Consider the following 17,397-nt stretch of genomic DNA (forward strand, 5'->3'; position numbering starts at 1 on the left):
ACCTATTTCGGCGTCGACAAGCCCGTGATGGTCGACGTGGCCGACTCAGGCGGCAAGGGCGAACTCTCGATCAAGGTCTATAGCGGCGATGTGTACGCGAACCCCGAACCCGTGGCGTCGGTCTCGGTCGTCGCGGGGAAGGTGGACCTTCGCTCGGCGTTCGACGGGTTCTGGTCGAAGACCGCGACGAGCGTGAAGTACTTGCAGTTGTACTCGGGGACCGAAGCGCTGGGCTCGCCGGTCGTCGTGCAGCCGATGCGGAATCCGGCGTCGGCGTCGATCAATCCGCAGACCGGTGGCGTGATGTTCGCGCCGGCGCCGCCCCAAGTCTCGGGCGTGCGGATCTACAAGGACCAGCACGCGGTGCTCAACACGACGCTGGGCGAGGTCGAGATCCGCTTCCGTCCGGATCAGGCTCCGAACACGGCATGGAACTTTCGCCAGTTGGTGGCCGACGGTTTTTACACGGACATCCCGTTCCATCGGATCATCGGGCCTCGCGATGGTCGCGAGGGGTTCATGGCGCAGTCGGGCGATCCGACGGGGACGGGCGGCGGCGGTCCCGGGTTCAACATCGACATCGAGCCATCGCGTCTGCCGCACGACATCGGCGTGATCTCGATGGCGCGTTCGGGCGATCCGAACTCAGCGGGGTCTCAGTTCTTCCTGTGCTTCAGCCGGAAGGGGACGAACTTCCTGGATGGGAACTACTGCGCGTTCGGCGAGACGGTGCGTGGGAAGGAGACGGTCAAAGCGCTCGAGAGCGTGAAGGTCGAAGCCTCTCCCAGTGGCGAGCCGAGCAAGCCGGTCGGTGAGCCGCCGAGGATCATCGATGCGAAACTCGTGGATGCTCCGCCGATCTTGACGGGCCCACGGCCGATCTCGCAACCTGCGGTGGCCGCGCCGAAGTCGGAGTGAGCCTGTAGTGGGTCCACATGTCGGGTGATGGTGTGATCACGGGCCGCCGACGGGGCGATCCCAGATCGCGGCGGGGACGCCGCGGCCGAAGTACCAGTCGTCGATGAGATAGAGAATCGCCTCATCAACGGACTTGCCAAGATCGCTTGCGAAGTTTTCTACGAGACGATCCTGATAGGCGGCCATGGAAGCGTCGTCGACTCGCCACTCGTTGTCCTCAAAGACCCAGCGGATGGTGACCTTGGCTTTCTGGCGACGGGAGAATCGGTATTCCAGGTCCATGTTCGCCCACTCGTCGGTGGCGCGGACCTTGGTCACGCGGGGCGGGAACTCATCGTCGGCCCACCAGACGGTATCGCCCAGTTCGGCGATGAGTTGACGCCCACTGAGTTTCGTGAGTTGCGTCGTGTTGAATTGGGCCCGAAGTTGGAGGACGGCGAGGCGATCGGAGGGCTTGAGGCGCTGCACCTCGGCCCGCGAGGCCTTGAGCGCGATCTTCGCCAGTCGTTCGATCTGTTCGAAGGTCGCCTTGGAATAGAAGTTGAGAACTTCCTCGCCCGTGGCGTTGAGGGAGGCGTTGAACGCGGTACGGACGCTCTTGGCATTGGGATCATCGCAGCCCGGGAGCGCCACGAGGAGCACCAACGCGAGGATGATCTGTTTCATGTTCTGCATGGCTGGCTCTCGAGTTTGGCCCGGAAAGTGGAGCGATGGGCTATCGGATACAACGATCCCAGACATCGGTGAGGTCGCGGTCCGTGAGTCCAGCAACGGTGCCGAGGCCTCGTACAAAGGCTCGGTCGGTCTCTGAACTGACGGTACGAGGCGATCCGGAGAGTTCTTGCTCGATCGCCTGGAGGCGGTCTCTCTCGTCGAACAGCCATCGATCTCCCACTCGAACGAGGCGGAACGTCGTGGCGGCCTGACCGTTGGCTTCGGCCTTGAGTGTGATGTCGGCGTAGTCATCGGTGGCACGGACCCTCATGATCGGGAGCATTCGCTTGCGCGGGTCCATCGTGTGCCCAATCCGGGCCATGTATTCCACGTAGGCCCGACCGTCCATCTTGAGGAGTTCCTTCCGAGGAACCATGGCCCGCATGAAGAGAACTTCGTACTTGTCAGCGTTGGACATCGCCCGGATCTCTTCCCGCTTGCCGAAGGCGAGCGCGATTGGGATGAGCCTGGTGTAGCGATCGATGGTGTCCTTCTGGCACATGTCGGCGATGGTCTTCGTGTCGCTCGACGAGTACGCGTTCTGCCAGGCCTCGAAAGCCTGTCGAGCCTCGCGGGCGTTGTAGTCCTTCTCGCCGCACGAGGGGAGGAACACAAGGGTGGCGCACACAAGCGTCGCGGCCAGGAGAACGTGGAAGTTCATTCGGAGTGGCAGGCGGGCGTGCACGGGGCCTCCTTTCGAAGTTCCCCGGCATGATACCAAAGAAAACGCCGCGGGTGGTCGCGGCGTGGAGGACGACGAATGTAAAGATTGCGTCAGCCGCGGGGGCCGGCCTTGCGGACGGCGTCGGGCATGTCGAACTGCTTGTCGTTCTCGCGGAAGAGAGCGGCGAGTTTCTTCGCCTGGGCGTCGTAGGCGGCGGAGTCCTTCCATGTGCCGCGGGGCTGGAGGACGTCGCTGGGGACGTTGGGGACGCTCGTGGGGATGGGGAGGCCGAAGATCGGGTCCGGCGAGAAGGTGGACTTGGCGAGCGAGCCATCGAGGATCGCGGTGACAAAGGCTCGGGTGTACTTGAGGCTGAAGCGTTTGCCCGTGCCATAAGGTCCGCCGGTCCAGCCGGTGTTGAGGAGCCAGACGTTGGTGCCGTGCTTCTTGATTTTGTCGGCGAGCATGTGGGCGTAGACGACGGGAGGGCGTGGGAGGAAGACGCCGCCGAAGCAGGGGGAGAAGTTGGGCTGGGGCTCGGTGACGCCGGCCTCGGTCCCGGCGAGTTTGCTGGTGTACCCGTTCATGAAGTAGTACATCGCCTGTTCGGGGCTGAGTTTGGAGACCGGGGGCATGACGCCATAGGCATCGGCGGTGAGGAAGATGACGTTCTTGGGGTGCCCGCCAACGCTGGGAATGACGGCTCCCTCGATGAAATCGACGGGATAGGTGACGCGGGTATTCTCGGTGAGTTTAGAACTGTCGTAGTCGGGGACGCGTGTCACGGGATCGATGATGACGTTCTCGAGGACCGAGCCGAAGCGGATGGCATTCCAGATCTCGGGCTCGCCCTCCTTGGAGAGTTTGATGCACTTGGCGTAACACCCGCCCTCGAAGTTGAAGACGCCGTGGTCGGACCAGCCGTGCTCGTCGTCGCCGATGAGGGCGCGGTTGGGGTCGGCGGAGAGGGTGGTCTTGCCGGTGCCGGAAAGCCCGAAGAAGAGGGCGGGATTCTCGTGGGTCTTGCGGTCCACGTTGCAGGAGCAGTGCATGGGGAAGACGCCGGCCTCGGGCATGTCGTAGTTCATGGCGTAGAAGATGCTCTTCTTCATCTCGCCGGCGTACTCGGAGCCGAGGATGACGACGCACTTGCGCGTGAGCGACTGGGCGATCAAGACCGGGGCTTTGTAGCCCATGGCGGCCTGCTCCTCAGCAGTGAGGCGGCGTGTGCCGGCATTGATGATCGTCCAGTCCTTCTTGAAGGCGGGGGTCGGTTGGCCGGGCTTGACGCCCGCGGCCTGGGTGCCCTGCTGGATGAAGAGCGTGCTCGCGAAGAGGCTGTGCCAGGCCTGCTCGGTGATGACCTGCACGCCCAGGCGATACTTCGGATCGCCGCCGGCGTAGCCCTCGAAGCTGTAGAGCCTCGGTCGCGAGTTGAGGTGCTTCTTGGCGATCTCGAGCGCCATGTCGAACTGCTTGGGCGTGACGGGGGTGTTGACCTTGCCCCACCAGATCTTGTCGTGGATGGCGGGGACATCCTCGAGGTGCTTGTCCTTGGGGCTGCGTCCCGTGCGGTCGCCGGTCAGGCAGACCAGGGCGCCGTTGGAAGCGAGTTTCCCCTCGCCTGCGGCGATGGCGCGCTCGACGAGTTCCGGTGACGGGGCGTTGGTGAGAACGCGGTGGGGGGTGAGGTCGAGGCCGTGAAGCAAATCGGTGCTCATGGTGTGGAACTCGTGGTCTGTTGAGTTGGCGTCGGGTATCGATGGCGCTCCCCCAACGCGGTTTCTCGGCCGGCGTCGCACAGGTGGACGGGTCGGGGGGAGCCGTAAGCCTAGAGCGCCATCCCCTGGTTTGGCCAGTGGTTGGAACGGTTTCGGTGAGGTGGACGGTTGGTCTAGGCGGACTTGGCGTTGGCCTGCGAGTTATCGCAGATTGCCGAGAGTGCCGTCAGATGCGATTCAGAGTCCTTGAGTGAGCCGGTGGTCTTGATGGACTCGAGGGCGGTCTCGGCGATGGCGATCAGGGGGCGAAAGCCCTGGGCACGGGAGATGTTCAGGATCCGCTCGACGGCGGTGGTGGCCTCATCGACGTTGGACTCGCTGACGGCGATCTGGAGGAGGGCGCCGGCCTGAGAGAGTTCGGCGGAGGAGTTTGCCTGGCCGGCGTTGGACCCGGAAGCCTGGGAGGGCGCCCAGTTCTCGCGCTCGATGAGGAGCCATTCGGCGCAGGCGCGCATGAGCGAGGACTGGCTGAGCGGGTGGGCGAGGAAGGCTTGGGCTCGCGCCCCGGAGATGTTCTGGCGCGTGAGCGGGCCCGAGTCGGCGGTCACCATGATGACCGGCGTGAGGGCGCCCATGTCGCGGAGGTCCTGGATGATCTCCGAGGGGGAACGTCCGGGGATGCCGGCGCTCACGATGACGAGATCGCACGATTGCAGCGATGACTCGTTCCCCTTGATCTCGTTGTGGACGCGGATCGCGAGATTGGTCGCGGAGAGGAGGCGGTGGATGTATTGCGACTCCATGGCGTCGTGGGCGATGATGACCACGCGACCCTGGAGTTGTTCCGGGTTGACCTTCTCGAGCGTGTTGGCGTTGGCGAAGGGGTCGGGGTTGATGAAGTCGCGGACTCGGATCGGCACATCGAAGCAGATGGCGATCTCGTGGATCATCCCCAGTCGATGGATGCATCGCAGGATCTTGCCACGGATGATGATCGCGCCCTTGCGGAGGTGGTGGAGTTTGATGCGGCAGGTTGAGCCTGGATGGAGGTAGGCGTTGTGGAGGACGGCGATGCCGTTGCGTGAGAGGTTCCGACCGGCGGCGATGAACTCGGACGACGTGCCATCGGCGTGCATGAGCCCGATGGGGACGAACTCGGCGGGGAAGGGCCAGCGTGAGGCCTCGCGTTTGGCGGAGGGTGCGCCCTTGGCGCTCTCGGCGGCATCGAGGGCGGCGAGGACCTTCGCGAGCGCTGGCGCACTGAGGTTGAGCGAGTTTCTTCGGGCAACTGGGGGCATAGGCGACCCGTCCGACGAACCGGCCCCGTGGTCGGGGGACCTGATGTCACCATCGGACAGGTGGGGTGAGTATGCGCGTGCGGATCCCCCGAGTGGTGTGCGGTTGTGCCGGTTGGGGGGATCGTTCGTATCGGGACGAATCTGGGGGGATGGCCTGGAGGTGGGTGTGCGGTTGTCGCCCGGGGGGTCAGGCCGTATGGTTACGGCTTGCGGGAATGGTCCCGCGGATGGTGGCCATAGCTCAGTTGGTTAGAGCACCGGGTTGTGATCCCGGGGGTCGCGGGTTCGAGTCCCGTTGGCCACCCTTTTCGAGGGATGTTTGGGGGCGGGTGATGGGGCGTTCGCCAATCAGGCGGCGCCGGCGGCGGCGGCCCGCTCCAGGGACGCGATCAGCGATCGAACGCTGCGGAGCGACTCGGTGACGCTGGCGGTGGCGGCGAGCATCGTGGCGGCCTCATCGGCGACGTTGCCCAAGACATCGAACCCGAGCGTGGGGGCGAGGCCCTTGAGTTGCATGGCGACGGTCCTGGCGACGTGGTCGTCATCGCGTGAGATCGCGTCGTTGAGGCGTTTCAAGAACTGGGGGATCTGCCCGATGAAGGCCTCGACGAGGACGTAGTTGGGGTTGTCGCGATCGAGGCTGGTCGTGCCGCCGATCGTGCCGTCTTTGCTGGCGACGAGGAACTCGGCGACGGCGCGGAGGAGCATGTCCTGGGTGACGGGCTTGGCGAGGAAGCCGTTGACCGAGACGGTCTCGATTTTCTGCCTCGTGACGGGGCTGGTGTCGGAGGTGGTGATGATGATGGGGGTGTTGATTCCGAGTTTGCGGACCTCGACGGCGAAGTCGATGCCGGTCATCCCCGGCATCTGATAGTCGGCGATGATGAGGTCGCACCCTTCTCGCGCGAGTTTGAGGGCCTCCTCGGCGTTGGGGGCGGTGCGGAGGCGGAGTTGGGTCTCGCGGAGGTAATGGCGGATGATGCGCAGGTCGAGTTCGGAGTCGTCGACGTAGATGAGAGTGCCGACGAGATTGCCGGCCTCGACGTGCTCGAGCGAGAACTGGGTGTTGGTGGTGTTGGTCTTGAAGTACTCGCGGGCCTGGATGGGCTTGTTGAACTTGATGCCAATCTCGTGGATCACGCCTCGGAGGTGGGTGCAACGGACCACAAACGCGGCGATGGAGACGTTGCCCCGCTCGGGATGGGGAAGGGTGACCTGGACCTTGGTGCCGAGGTGGACATAGGCGCTGTGGAGGAGGCTGATGCCGCCGCAACTGAGGTTCCGGCAGGCGACGTGGATCGGGGTTGGGTTGGAGCCGCCGTTCTGGAAGATGTGGACGAGGAGCGAGGACTGGCGGAAGGGCCAGCGGACGAAGTCTCGCTTTTTATTGGACTCGTTGGAACGTCCAGCATCGAGTGCTTCGAGGAGAGCATCGAGGTCTTTGCCCTGGATGCCAATGGTGTTGACCCGGCCTGAGGCGCCGGTCTTGGTCTTGTTGAGGGGGATTTTCCTCGCGGTCGACATCGCCACTCCCGTGCTGCGTCCGGCGGACCGCCGGAACAGGTGATGGCGGATCGATCGGCAACTGAGACAGTGACCTTCATCGGCAAGCACGATGTTCGAATTTGCAGTCGGGGGAAGGAATGGTGCGGGTTGTGCAGGCCGCACACGTCGCATGGTTTCACTCGGGAAACCTTGGCGGCTCTATGAGGTCGGGCGAAGATCAGACGTCGAGATTCTTCGCCTCGAGGGCGTGGTCCTCGATGAACCGGCGGCGTGGCTCGACGGCCTCGCCCATAAGGACCGAGAACAACTGGTCGGCGCCGCTGGCGACATCCCACGAGACGCGGAGGAGCGTTCGCGTGGAAGGGTCCATGGTGGTGGTCCAGAGTTCGGCGGCGTCCATCTCGCCCAGGCCCTTGAAGCGTTTCACGCGGAGGCCACGCCCGCCGATCTCGCGGAGGCCATCGAGGACGCTGGAGAGATTGGGGCACTCGACCTGGCGGCCTTTGGTGGGCGTGCGGCGGCGGACGGTGGACTCGGGCTCGGTGTCGTCGGACGTGTCGGCGTCGTCGGGCTTGGAGTCGTCTTTGGCGTGGTCGGCGTCGTGGGCCTCGTGGAGGATCCAGGCGAAGCGTGTGGTGAGTTTCTCGCCGGTGACGGACTCGACGAGGACGCGCGAGTAATCGTCGGGCTTGAAGCCGAGTTGGGCGAGTTCGACGAAGAGGCGGTCGAGTTCCTTGTTCTCGTGGAGTTCCTTGATCTGGGCGGGGCGACCTCGAGCGGCCTCGGGTGACTCGGTCTCGGTCTCGGCGGAGTCCACGACCAGGCGGAGTTGGTTCTTTGCGATGATGTCGAGGGCGTCGGCCTCGGACCAGGCGAAGGCCTCGCCCGCGCCCTCGTCGCCGGTGGTTCCAGTGCCGCCGCGCCAGGTGACGCGGTGGGTGGGGAGTCGGTGCTTCCTGGTCGGGTCGTTGTCGCGCTGGGCGAGGAGGTCGTTGAAGCGCACGCCGCGTCGCTCGGCGATGGTGCTGAGTTCGACAAGGCGCTTCAAAAGATGGACGGCCCGCTTGGCCTGATCGCCCTCGAGCGTGCGCTCGGTGGTGGGGGCGGCGCCCTCGTCGAGTGACTTTGGATCGCGGAGGACGAGGGAGGCGCGATCGAGGCCGAGGCGCTCGAGGGTCTCGTCGAAGACGCGATCGTTGAGGACGTACTCGCCCGAGTGCTTGGCGGCCTTGCCCGATTTCTCGAGTTTGTAGAGCGGGGGCTGGGCGATGTAGACGTGGCCCTTGCGGATGAGTTCGGGCATCTGGCGGAAGAAGAAGGTGAGGAGGAGCGTGCGGATGTGGCTACCGTCAACATCGGCGTCGGTCATGATGATGACCTTGCCGTAGCGCAGGCGGGAGATGTCGAGTTCGTTCCCGATGCCGACGCGGAGGGCGGCGATGAGGGTCAAGATCTCGTCGTGGCTGAGCATCTTGTCCACGCGCGCCTTCTCGACATTCAAGATCTTGCCCTTGATGGGAAGGATGGCCTGGGTCTCGACGTCGCGGCCTTGTGTGGCGGAGCCGCCGGCGGAGTCGCCCTCGACGATGTACAACTCGCTCTCGTCGACGTTGCGGGTCTTGCAGTCGCGGAGTTTGGCGGGCATGGAGCCAGAGTCGAGAGCGCTCTTTCGGCGGGTGAGTTCGCGGGCCTTGCGGGCCGCCTCGCGCGCCTGGGCGGCGACGATGCCCTTCATGCAGAGGCGCTTGGCCTCGGCGGGGTGCTCCTCGAACCATGTGTCGAGCGCCTCGGCGACGGCGGCGGAAACAAAACCCTCGACCTCGGGGTTGAGGAGTTTCTCCTTGGGCTGGTTGTTGAAGGTGGGGTTGGGGATCTTGACGCTGACGATGGCGATGAGGCCCTCGCGGAGATCCTCGCCCGTGGGGACGGGGTCCTTTTCCTTGAGGACGCCGGCTTTTCTCGCGTAGTTGTTGAGGACGCGGGTGAGGGCGACCTTGAACCCCTGGCCGTGCGTGCCGCCGTCAACGTTGTTGATGTTGTTGCAGAAGGTGAGGAGGGTCTCGTTGTAGCCGTCGTGGTATTGGAGGGCGACCTCGCAGATGGTGGACTGCTCTGGGTCTTCCTTTTTGATGACGACGGGGGCGGAGACGGGGCTCTTGCCCGTCATGAGATGGGTGACGTATTCGAGCAGGCCGTTCTCGGCGCGGAAGGTCTCGGCGCGGGTCTTGCCGTCGGCGCCGACGCGCTCGTCGGTGAACTTGAGGGAGACGCCGGGGTTCAGGAAGGCGAGTTCGCGGAGGCGCGTCGCGAGGGTTTCGTAGGAGAATGTGACGTCGGGGAAGATGGTGGGATCGGGGCGAAAGGTGACGGTGGTGCCGCGGGTTCGAGCGGCGTTGCCGGGGATCTTGCCGACGTGCGCGAGGGGCGTGGTGACGCGGCCGCGCTCGAAGCCGATGGAGTAGATGTCGCCGTCGCGGAAGACCTCACAGTCGAGGTATTCGCTGAGTGCGTTGACGCAGGAGACGCCGACGCCATGGAGCCCGCCGGAGACTTTGTACGCGGAGCCTTCCTGCTGGAACTTGCCGCCGGCGTGGAGTTTGGTGAGGACGATCTCGACGGCGGGCTTGCCGTTGAGGTTGGGGTCCTCGTGCTTCATGGGGTCGGTGGGAATGCCGCGGCCGTCGTCGATGACGCAGCAGGAGCCGTCGGGCTGGATGGTGACCTGGACGAAGGAGGCGTGGCCGGCCATGGCTTCATCGATGGAGTTGTCGACGACCTCGTAGACGAGGTGGTGGAGGGCGTTGAGGCCGGTGCCTCCGATGTACATGCCGGGACGTTTGCGGACGGCCTCGAGGCCCTCGAGGACCTGGATCTGCTCGGCTCCATAGGCTCCCGCCTGCTTGGTCGTGGTGGATTTGGCTGGTGTTGCCGCGTCGGCGTGGGGGGTGGGGGGCGTGGTGCTCATGTCGATTTTGGGGGCTGTTGTTCGCGAGCGGGCGTGCGACGCGGGGGCTTTGGTGTCGGCGGCGGGTGTATCGGTCGCGGGCTTGGGCATGGCGGCCTCGTGGGTGTGTGCCGGCTTATTCAGGGGGGATGCACGAAGAAGAAAATGAGAGAAGCGTGTTTGGTATCGTGATGAGAAACAAAGCAGATTGAAGGGGTCGCGAAAAGTCCGAAATGTACGCGAATTTCGGGTGCGTCTATGATAGGCAAATGGGGGCTATCTGGCCGGTTTTGTGGGCGAAAAACGTGGGTTCTTTGGTCAGAACGACACCATGTGATGAGGTCGGGATCGGGTTCCATGTCGAAGTCGAGTCTTGATGATTCGATTGGGTTGAACCGGTGAGATTCGTATGCAAACGACACCTGAACAAAACTCGATCAAATCGGTGGATGCAAGGCCGTCCGAAGTGGACGAGTTGCTGGGGCGCGTGAGCTTTGTGTATTCGGATTGGACGATCGAGGCAAAGGACTGGAATCGTGGGTCTGTATCGTCGTTCCGGATGCAGGTCGTGCCGACGCTTTCGCCCGGGCCGATCGCGGTTGTGGGTGTGGTGATCATGCTCGGCTCGATCGTGGCGATGGTGTTTGGATCGGCCATCGGGCCATACTTCGCTGATGTGGTTGGCATCATCACGATCGTTGCGGTGTTTGGTGCGTGGGTGGCGCTTCGGCCTCGTCGTGAGTCGATACCGGCGTGGTTCGAGAGTCGCATCCTGCCGAAGGGGACGAAGGGCGGCGAGCGTGGAGCGTTGGGGAGGGTGTGTGTGTTGGCGCGGAAGCCGCGACGGCTGTGGGCGGTGAGGCCGATGACGGGCGAGGCGTTCGAGCCGCGCGTCTTCTTTGTGCCGTTTTCATATCGCGGGGCGGTGTGGTTGAATGTGGTGCTCTACGTGATCGTGTTTGGCGTATCGATGGTGGCGATCTGGCAGTTGAAGCGATCACTGGGAGTGGGCGGTTGGTCGAAGATCCGGGCGTGGGACATCTGGGCGGCGATGGGCGTGCCCTCGCTCCTGGCGACGTTCATCTATCCGGCGTATGTGCGAGTTGTGCCGGGGCGGATGGATGTGTTCCGGTATCCGATGTTCGGGCGTGGGCGGCCCGCGGTCGAATCGGTGGATCTGCGGTCGGGCGAGGTGATTGTGCGTGCGGACGGGTGCGCGGTGAACGTCACGACGCCGACGGGTCCTCGCGAGTGGACTTTGCCGGTGTTGATGTTTCGTCGTGACGAGGCACTGCGATCGGTTCTGGAGGCGGCGATCTCGGAGCACGAGGCGCCGGACATGCCGATGGACGCGTTGAGCGGGTGAACGGGGTGGGGGGGGGGCGGGGAAAATGCGTCAGTGCATGTCGCTCGAACGTCGCTTCTTGATGTCGCCGCGGCGTTTCTTCTCGGCGATGCGGCGTTCGATGGAGCCTCGCGTGGGCTTCGTGGGCTTGCGCACCTTGGGCTCGGGGATCGCCTGGATGAGCAGGGCGCGGAGTTTGGCGAGGCACTCGGCGCGGTTTCGGGGCTGGGAGCGATGCTCGCCGGATTCGATGATGAGTTCGCCGGCGTCGGTAACGTAGTGCGAGCCGAGGCGGAGGAGGCGCGATCTCGCCGAGCCGCGCAGGGGGAGATCGGCGATCGAGAGGCGGAGGACGGCGCGTGTCGCGCGCTTGTTGACGTTCTGCCCACCTGGGCCGGTGCTGGTGGTGAATGAGAATCGCAGGGCGGCCTCGGGGACGCGGACACCCGGCGCGATCTCAACGCCTGATGGCACGGCATCGCGTGCAGGTCGAGCAGGGCGGGAGGGTTTGGGGTTGTCGCTACGATCGGGCATGATGAACACGGGTGAGAGGGAGACGCATCGGTCGTGGCTGCTGGAGGTGTGCGGGCTTCCGACGGCGTCGGGAAAGGAAGATCGCGTGATCGAGTGGATTCGCGCCTGGGCAGCGAAGCGCCCGGACGTGAGTCTTTCGGCAGATTACGCCGGGAACCTGCACCTGGCACTCGAGGCGCCGGCGTGGGCGGGTGGGGCGAGGCGGCCTGTGTACTTCACGGCCCACATGGATCATCCGGCGTTTGTCGTGGAGCGTGTGCTGGGGGCGGCGAGCGTCGAGGCGTCCTTCCGCGGCGGGGTGATGGCGGACTACTTCACGAACGCCGGAGTCGCGATCCACACGTCTCGCGGTGTCGTACGCGGGCGAGTGGTGAGGCAGATCGTGCCCGAAGAGGGCGTGAAGCAAGGGCCGCTCAAGCGATACGAGATCAAGGTCGAGAGTAGTGGTGGGGCGTCGGGGGTGAATGTTGGCGATGTCGCGACGTGGGACTTGCCGGCGGCGGAGATCAAGGACGGCATCCTCCACGCGCCGGTGTGCGATGATCTCGCGGCACTGGTCGCGGCGTTCGCGGCGTTCGATGTGCTGCGACGCGTCTCACCGCGTGAGGATGTGCGTCTGCTGCTGACGCGCGCGGAGGAAGTCGGTTTTGTGGGGGCGATCGCGTCGTGCCGGGCGGGGAGGCCCGCGACGATGCCGGTGGATGCGCGGGTGATCGCGCTCGAGAACAGCCGGGCGATGGGCGAGGTGCTGGTGGGTGGCGGGCCGATCGTGCGAGTGGGGGATCGATTGAGCGTCTTCTCGCCGAGTCTGACGGAGGCGATCGCCGCACGGGCCGAGGAGCACGCGGCGGCGGTCTCGGGCGGCGTCGGGGCGGCCTCGCCCACGGCGACTCAGAAGTCGAGCGAGATGTCGGCGTGGCGCTGGCAACGCCGGCTCATGTCGGGCGGGGCGTGCGAGGCGTCGGTCTTCTGCGCGTCGGGATATGAGGCGACGTGCGTCTGCCTGCCTTTGGGCAACTACCACAACATGGGCGACCTCGACGCGGTGCAGTCGGGTACGAACACCAGACCCGCGACGATCGAGCGCGAGTTCATCAGCGTGCTCGACTTCGAGGGGCTGGTGGACCTGCTCATCGCGTGCGGGACGCGTCTGCCCGAATCGCGGTCGCTGCTCCCCCGTTTCGAGAAGTTGTGGGGCGACATGGCGTATGTGCTGGGCGACGTCGGCGACGCGAGGGCGTAGCGACACACGTCAATCGCGTCGAAGTTCGAGGGTTCTACGAAGGTAGTTATTTGAAGATCTTGGGGATGCCCTTGAGGAGGTCATCGACCTTCTCGGCCGGGTTGAGGCTCTTGACGACGTCTTTGGCGAAGAGTTCGAGGTCCGGCTTGGTCGATGGGTTTGTGGCCGGCCCTCTGGTGCGGAAGGGCATCATCGTCGCGTTCTCGAGGCCCGGGATCGCGCGACCCGCGGCGGCGCCGAGACCCGTGTTGAGTTTGAAGAGGCCTGCCGCCTCGTCGGTGAGGGCGCCGAGCGGGATCCACGTCACGACATCCACAGAGTTGTCAGCGAGGTTGAAGGAGCCTTCGGTCTCGATGGTGAACTCGCCGAGGGGCAGTTTGTACTTGGGGTAGGCCGCGACGCCGTTGGTCACGGTGAGAGAGAGCGGAGCGAGTTTGCGCCCGACGAATCCTTCCGGATGGGCGCCGACGAAGGAGAGGGCCTTGGCGAAGTAGGAACTGGCGGCGAACTGGGCATCTCCTGGCGAGATGGTGAGGGTGCCGTTGAGTTTGGAGAGATCGCCGTTGAGCGGGAGCGCAAGGTTTTCGGCACGGATGAGCGCGGGTGCGTCTTGGGGCGATTTCTTCAGGCTGCCGACAAGTGGCAGGCCTTTGACGAGTCGCCCGCCGAGCGATTCGGTGATCTCGAGGATGGAAGCCTCAACGGGCTGGGCACAAGTGAGGACGCTGTCGCCGACGTTGCCGGCGAGCTTGGCCTTGGCACGCGGCGAATCGAAGTCCACGTCGAGAGTGCCCTTGGCGGTTGTGTTGGCCTTGGGATCGAGGGGGAACTGGACGATCGTTGCCTTCAGGGCAGTGGTGGGTCCGAGGGCGTCGGCAAGCAGGCCATCCTGAGCGGCGATCGCGTCGAGGATCGACGTGGGCACCGCGGCGAGATCGGCCTGGGCATCGACCAGGGCGCGTTCCATCGTGACCTTGCCGTTGGCGTCGGAAAGCATTGAGAGGATCGTCTCGGCGTGGAGATTTTGGGCGGGCGCGGCGTCGCCGCTGGTTGCAGAGGCGATGGTGAGTTTCACGCTCGCCGCGTCGGGACCAGGCGAGGCGTCGGCACGGCCCGCGCGAATCGTGGTCTTGAGATCGGTGAGAGTCAGCGGACGCCCATCGGACGTGGTCGCGGCGACGCTGGGCATGGTGACATCGACCGCGGCGCTGAAGACGCCGGGCTTCAGTGGGCCACCGGTCTCGTCGGAAGATTTTGAGAGCGTGAGCAATGGGATGGCGATGTCGATCGGGGCGATCTCGGTGAGGGTGAGCATCGGCTCCGCGGGTGTCTTGGTGTTCGCGGGCTTCTTCGAATCCGCCTCGTTCGCCTTGGGCTTGAGGAACGCCGTGGCCCATGCGGGGTCGGGCGTGAGCCGGACCGATGCGGGCTCGGCGAGCGTGATGGTGCTCTCTTCGATGTTGATGCGGAAGGGCTTGGGCGTCGAGAGGCGATCGGCGGTGGCGCTGGCGCTCGCGGTGAGGCGGGCGGCCGCGAACTCGTAAGGAGCTCCCGGGGCGGCGTTGGTCGGCGGGCGGAGGTCCGATTCGATGTTGAGGGTGATGGCGCTACCGATCGCGCCGACGAGCAGGCCGTTCTGTCCGGCGATCGCATCGACAAAGGGCGTGGAGAGGCGATCGGCGCGGAGTATGCCTTTCATCTCGCCTGCGGGCTTGGCGGCCAGCATGGGGCCTGTGAACTCGCCGGAGAGCGTGCCGAGATCGGCGCCGGCGGTGTCCTTGAGGGCGGCGGCAAGAGTTGCGCGAATCGTGGCGGGGGCGCCGGATTCCGCAAGAGCGACGAGCGGAACTCGCGCCTCGACGCCCAAGCCTTGCATGCCGATCGTTTGCATGTTCTCGCCGACCTTCGTCTCGACGACGAGGGGCGACGGGGACGAGAGTTTGAGCGCCAGCGCACCCGACGACGCGAGGTTGGGTGATTTGTCGTCATTGAGTTTCACGACGAGCGGCTCGATCGCGACGTGGAAGCGGGCGTCCTCAACGAGACGCGGCCTTGGCGCCTCATTGAGTTGGGGCGTGGCCGGCTTGGTGAGTGTGTCGAACGCGTGGGGCGTGACTCGGAGGTCACCAGAGGCGCTCGTGAGCGAGATCTCCCTGGACGTCGCGGCGAGACGTGTCGTCCACGTCGCATTGTCAGAATTCACGTCGAGCGCGAGATCGACGGCGTTCGAGCCCGCGGGGGCCGAGCCGGTGACGATCACGTTGACCTTGGGCCCAAGGGCCGCCATCGCGAGTTCGCCAAGATCGCGCGTCGGCGTGCCATCGGTTGAGGGCGTATTGAAGACGGCCGCGAGTCGCGAGGGGATGTCCTTGAGTTTGAACGTGCCCACGGGGCGGGCACCAGCGGGCGTGAGTTGCACGCCGCTCTCGGTCCGCGCGAAGAGGCCCTGGATGACCATGTCGGCCTCGATGGTGAAGGGGACGCCGATGTAGCCGAAGTCGCACTGGGTGATCTTGAAGGTCGGCGCGTCGTCGTTGTGGAGCGTGGCTGCGAGTGAGAGTTGGTTGAGCGCGACCGGTTCGGCTCGCGTACCAGTTGACGACGGCGGAATCGCGGCCAGCCCGCCGAAACTCATGCCGAGAGTGGCCGCGGCGTTGCCGACGACGGGCTTGCCGACGGGAACGCGGAGGTCGTGAACGAGCATCGTCGCCCACCCTGGTCCGCCGGCGAGGCCCTCGATCTTCCAGCCGGCGCTCGCGGGGATGAGTCGCGAGGCGATGGCGCCGAGGTGTTCGATGTCGAGTTTGACGGGTTTCTTGCTGACACCGGTGAGAAGTTCGTTCTCGAGCCGCAGGGGCGCATCGAGTTTCAACTCTCGGCAATCGACACTGATGGTGAGATCAGTGGGTGGGAGCGCGGTCGAGTTTGCGTTGGCGGCGGCGGCGTTGGTCCGCGCCTGAAGGCTCGCGTTGAGCGTCGGCCCGAGATCACGCGGGAGGTCGAGACCCGTCGCGCCGAGGAAGGGCTGGGCGATCGCGGTGGCGACGTTGGTGAGGGCCGCGGTTCCGGAAATCGAACGAGGAAGGCCACCGGTGGGCGCGCCCTTGTCGTTGAGCAGGCCGCCGACGATGAGATCGATGCCAAGGACCCCCGCGGAGTCGTTCGCGAGTTTCGCGGAGGAGTTGGCCTTGATGGTGACGCCACCGGCAAGATCGGCGGTGGCGACAGAAGCACGCAGCGGTTCCACGGCGAAGGGCTTGGCGGGCGCGTTGGGATCGAGTTTCACGCTCCCCGCGATCGCGGTGGTTTCGAGGGTGATCTGGGCCTTGGCGCCGCGGAAGTCGAGGGGTGCGGTGCCCAGGCCGTTCTTGGGCGTGGCGACGCTCAGACTCGCGATCGTGAGCGTGACGTCGGGCATGGCGTCGATTGTGGCGCCGCTGTCGATGATGGATTTCTCGAGTGAGGGGACGAGGTCGCGGAGCGTCTCTCCCTTGGCGCGTGCGATGATGGGCGTCGTTGCGGTGAGTGAGCCGTTGGCGAGGTCGAGCGTGCCCGACAGCGCGAGGCGTGCGTCATTGGCGCTCGTGCCGGTGTGGAAATCGAGGACGACGTTGGCACCCTTGGCGTTGCCGAGGGCCTTCAAGTCGAGTGACGCGGTCTTTCCGAGTGCGGCTGAGAGGCCGTTCGGCGCGACGCCCTCGGGAAGCGTCACGAAGGCGTCGGCGAGCGCGACGGGGAACGAAGGGACATTGATCTTGGCGTCGATTCGAGCGGCGTCGGGCGTCACGCGACCGGCAGCGTCAGACCAGTTCTGGATTTTGACGTCGATCGCGACAGGGCTCGGAGTGGAGGTGCTCTCCTTAGCCTCGGCATCGAGTTTGATCGTCGCGTCGCCACCGACGGTGGCGCTGATCGCGCCCCTGAGATTATTGAGCGAGGCGGAGATCGGCGTGGAGAGCGCCTTGTCGGTGAAGGTGATGTTGAGCGCGTCGATCGCGAGCGTAATGGCGGTTTTGGCGGGGAGCGTGGTCTGGCCCTGGTATGACGGGGTGGAACCCGAGCCTGTTGGCGTAGAGGATGACGCGCTGTTGGATTTCACCAGTCGCTGCAGGTTGGTCGTGCCGTCGGCCTCTCGGACGACGTCGGCGGTTCCCGAGATGGTGATCGTGCCGTGGTCGGCGCCCATGAGTCCGAGCAGGCCCTTGCTCGTGGAAATCGTGAGATCGGCGACCTTCGCGCCTTTGTCGTCGTTGATGGTGACCGGTCCGATCGATTGCCCGCCGAACCAGGAGAGACTCACCTTGTCGACCTTGAGCGTGCCGTTGATCGCGGGGGCGGCAGCGGAGGCGATGGCTCCCGGCGCGAAGGATCCGGCGATCGTCGGCAGAAGCGCGATCAGCGCGACAATGACGATCACGAGCGCCAGGAAGAGTTTCAGAATTATCCGACGTTTGCGCATGGGCTTCGGTGTTTCGATGTCGGTGGTGGTCATGGTTCCCTTCCCCGTTCG

The 17,397-nt window shown here is 65.1% G+C and carries 11 protein-coding genes and 1 tRNA gene; 4 read left to right on the forward strand and 8 right to left on the reverse strand.

The window, feature by feature from the left end; genetic code table 11:
- Positions 1-303: 303 nt before the first annotated feature.
- On the forward strand, positions 304-918 hold the full coding sequence (locus IPK69_10345) for a peptidylprolyl isomerase (protein QQS10467.1): 615 nt from the start codon (positions 304-306) through the stop codon (positions 916-918).
- Between the two features lie 36 nt (positions 919-954).
- On the opposite strand, the gene IPK69_10350 is transcribed toward IPK69_10345, so the two are convergent.
- The 4 genes from IPK69_10350 to IPK69_10365 form a co-directional block, all read right to left on the reverse strand.
- Positions 955-1,593, reverse strand: coding sequence for a hypothetical protein (locus IPK69_10350; GenBank protein QQS08386.1), 639 nt, complete (start codon positions 1,591-1,593; stop codon positions 955-957).
- Between the two features lie 40 nt (positions 1,594-1,633).
- Positions 1,634-2,317: a hypothetical protein gene (locus IPK69_10355; GenBank protein ID QQS08387.1), complete on the reverse strand. Its 684-nt coding sequence runs from the start codon at positions 2,315-2,317 to the stop codon at positions 1,634-1,636.
- 89 nt (positions 2,318-2,406) lie between these two features.
- Positions 2,407-4,017 (reverse strand): phosphoenolpyruvate carboxykinase (ATP), encoded by a 1,611-nt coding sequence (gene pckA, locus IPK69_10360; protein QQS08388.1) that lies wholly within the window; start codon positions 4,015-4,017, stop codon positions 2,407-2,409.
- A gap of 173 nt (positions 4,018-4,190) precedes the next feature.
- The gene (locus IPK69_10365; protein QQS08389.1) at positions 4,191-5,315 is read right to left on the reverse strand and encodes a response regulator; all 1,125 of its coding nucleotides are present in this window, start codon (positions 5,313-5,315) and stop codon (positions 4,191-4,193) included.
- A 230-nt stretch (positions 5,316-5,545) separates the two neighbouring features.
- On the opposite strand from IPK69_10365, the gene IPK69_10370 reads away from it, so the two are divergent.
- Positions 5,546-5,619: transfer RNA gene (locus IPK69_10370), tRNA-His, on the forward strand.
- Between the two features lie 44 nt (positions 5,620-5,663).
- Here IPK69_10370 and IPK69_10375 read toward each other — a convergent pair.
- Both IPK69_10375 and IPK69_10380 read right to left on the reverse strand, forming a co-directional pair.
- Complete coding sequence (locus tag IPK69_10375) at positions 5,664-6,839, reverse strand: response regulator (GenBank protein QQS08390.1); 1,176 nt, start codon at positions 6,837-6,839, stop codon at positions 5,664-5,666.
- Between the two features lie 199 nt (positions 6,840-7,038).
- Positions 7,039-9,876, reverse strand: a complete 2,838-nt coding sequence (locus IPK69_10380) for a DNA gyrase subunit B (GenBank protein QQS08391.1) — start codon at positions 9,874-9,876, stop codon at positions 7,039-7,041.
- A 376-nt stretch (positions 9,877-10,252) separates the two neighbouring features.
- On the opposite strand from IPK69_10380, the gene IPK69_10385 reads away from it, so the two are divergent.
- Entirely contained in the window at positions 10,253-11,131 is an 879-nt protein-coding gene (locus IPK69_10385; GenBank protein ID QQS08392.1) for a hypothetical protein, read from the forward strand.
- A 30-nt stretch (positions 11,132-11,161) separates the two neighbouring features.
- Here the strand turns inward: IPK69_10385 and arfB are convergent, their stop codons facing one another.
- The gene (gene arfB / locus IPK69_10390; GenBank protein ID QQS08393.1) at positions 11,162-11,644 is read right to left on the reverse strand and encodes an aminoacyl-tRNA hydrolase; all 483 of its coding nucleotides are present in this window, start codon (positions 11,642-11,644) and stop codon (positions 11,162-11,164) included.
- On the opposite strand from arfB, the gene IPK69_10395 reads away from it, so the two are divergent.
- Entirely contained in the window at positions 11,643-12,887 is a 1,245-nt protein-coding gene (locus tag IPK69_10395; GenBank protein QQS08394.1) for a M20/M25/M40 family metallo-hydrolase, read from the forward strand. The two genes, arfB and IPK69_10395, sit on opposite strands and share 2 nt — an antisense overlap.
- A gap of 46 nt (positions 12,888-12,933) precedes the next feature.
- Here IPK69_10395 and IPK69_10400 read toward each other — a convergent pair whose 3' ends face one another.
- Entirely contained in the window at positions 12,934-17,379 is a 4,446-nt protein-coding gene (locus tag IPK69_10400; protein QQS08395.1) for a hypothetical protein, read from the reverse strand.
- Positions 17,380-17,397: the final 18 nt, after the last annotated feature.

The sequence above is a fragment of the Phycisphaerales bacterium genome (assembly GCA_016699835.1).
Lineage (GTDB): Bacteria > Planctomycetota > Phycisphaerae > Phycisphaerales > UBA1924.

Coding starts and splice junctions, on each gene's coding strand:
- IPK69_10400 (QQS08395.1), bottom strand. CDS start 17,379: ATGACCACCACCGACATCGAAACACCGAAGCCCATGCGCAAACGTCGG.
- arfB (QQS08393.1), bottom strand. CDS start 11,644: ATGCCCGATCGTAGCGACAACCCCAAACCCTCCCGCCCTGCTCGACCT.
- pckA (QQS08388.1), bottom strand. CDS start 4,017: ATGAGCACCGATTTGCTTCACGGCCTCGACCTCACCCCCCACCGCGTT.
- IPK69_10365 (QQS08389.1), bottom strand. CDS start 5,315: ATGCCCCCAGTTGCCCGAAGAAACTCGCTCAACCTCAGTGCGCCAGCG.
- IPK69_10345 (QQS10467.1), top strand. CDS start 304: ATGTTCGCGCCGGCGCCGCCCCAAGTCTCGGGCGTGCGGATCTACAAG.
- IPK69_10350 (QQS08386.1), bottom strand. CDS start 1,593: ATGCAGAACATGAAACAGATCATCCTCGCGTTGGTGCTCCTCGTGGCG.
- IPK69_10375 (QQS08390.1), bottom strand. CDS start 6,839: ATGTCGACCGCGAGGAAAATCCCCCTCAACAAGACCAAGACCGGCGCC.
- IPK69_10395 (QQS08394.1), top strand. CDS start 11,643: ATGATGAACACGGGTGAGAGGGAGACGCATCGGTCGTGGCTGCTGGAG.
- IPK69_10380 (QQS08391.1), bottom strand. CDS start 9,876: ATGCCCAAGCCCGCGACCGATACACCCGCCGCCGACACCAAAGCCCCC.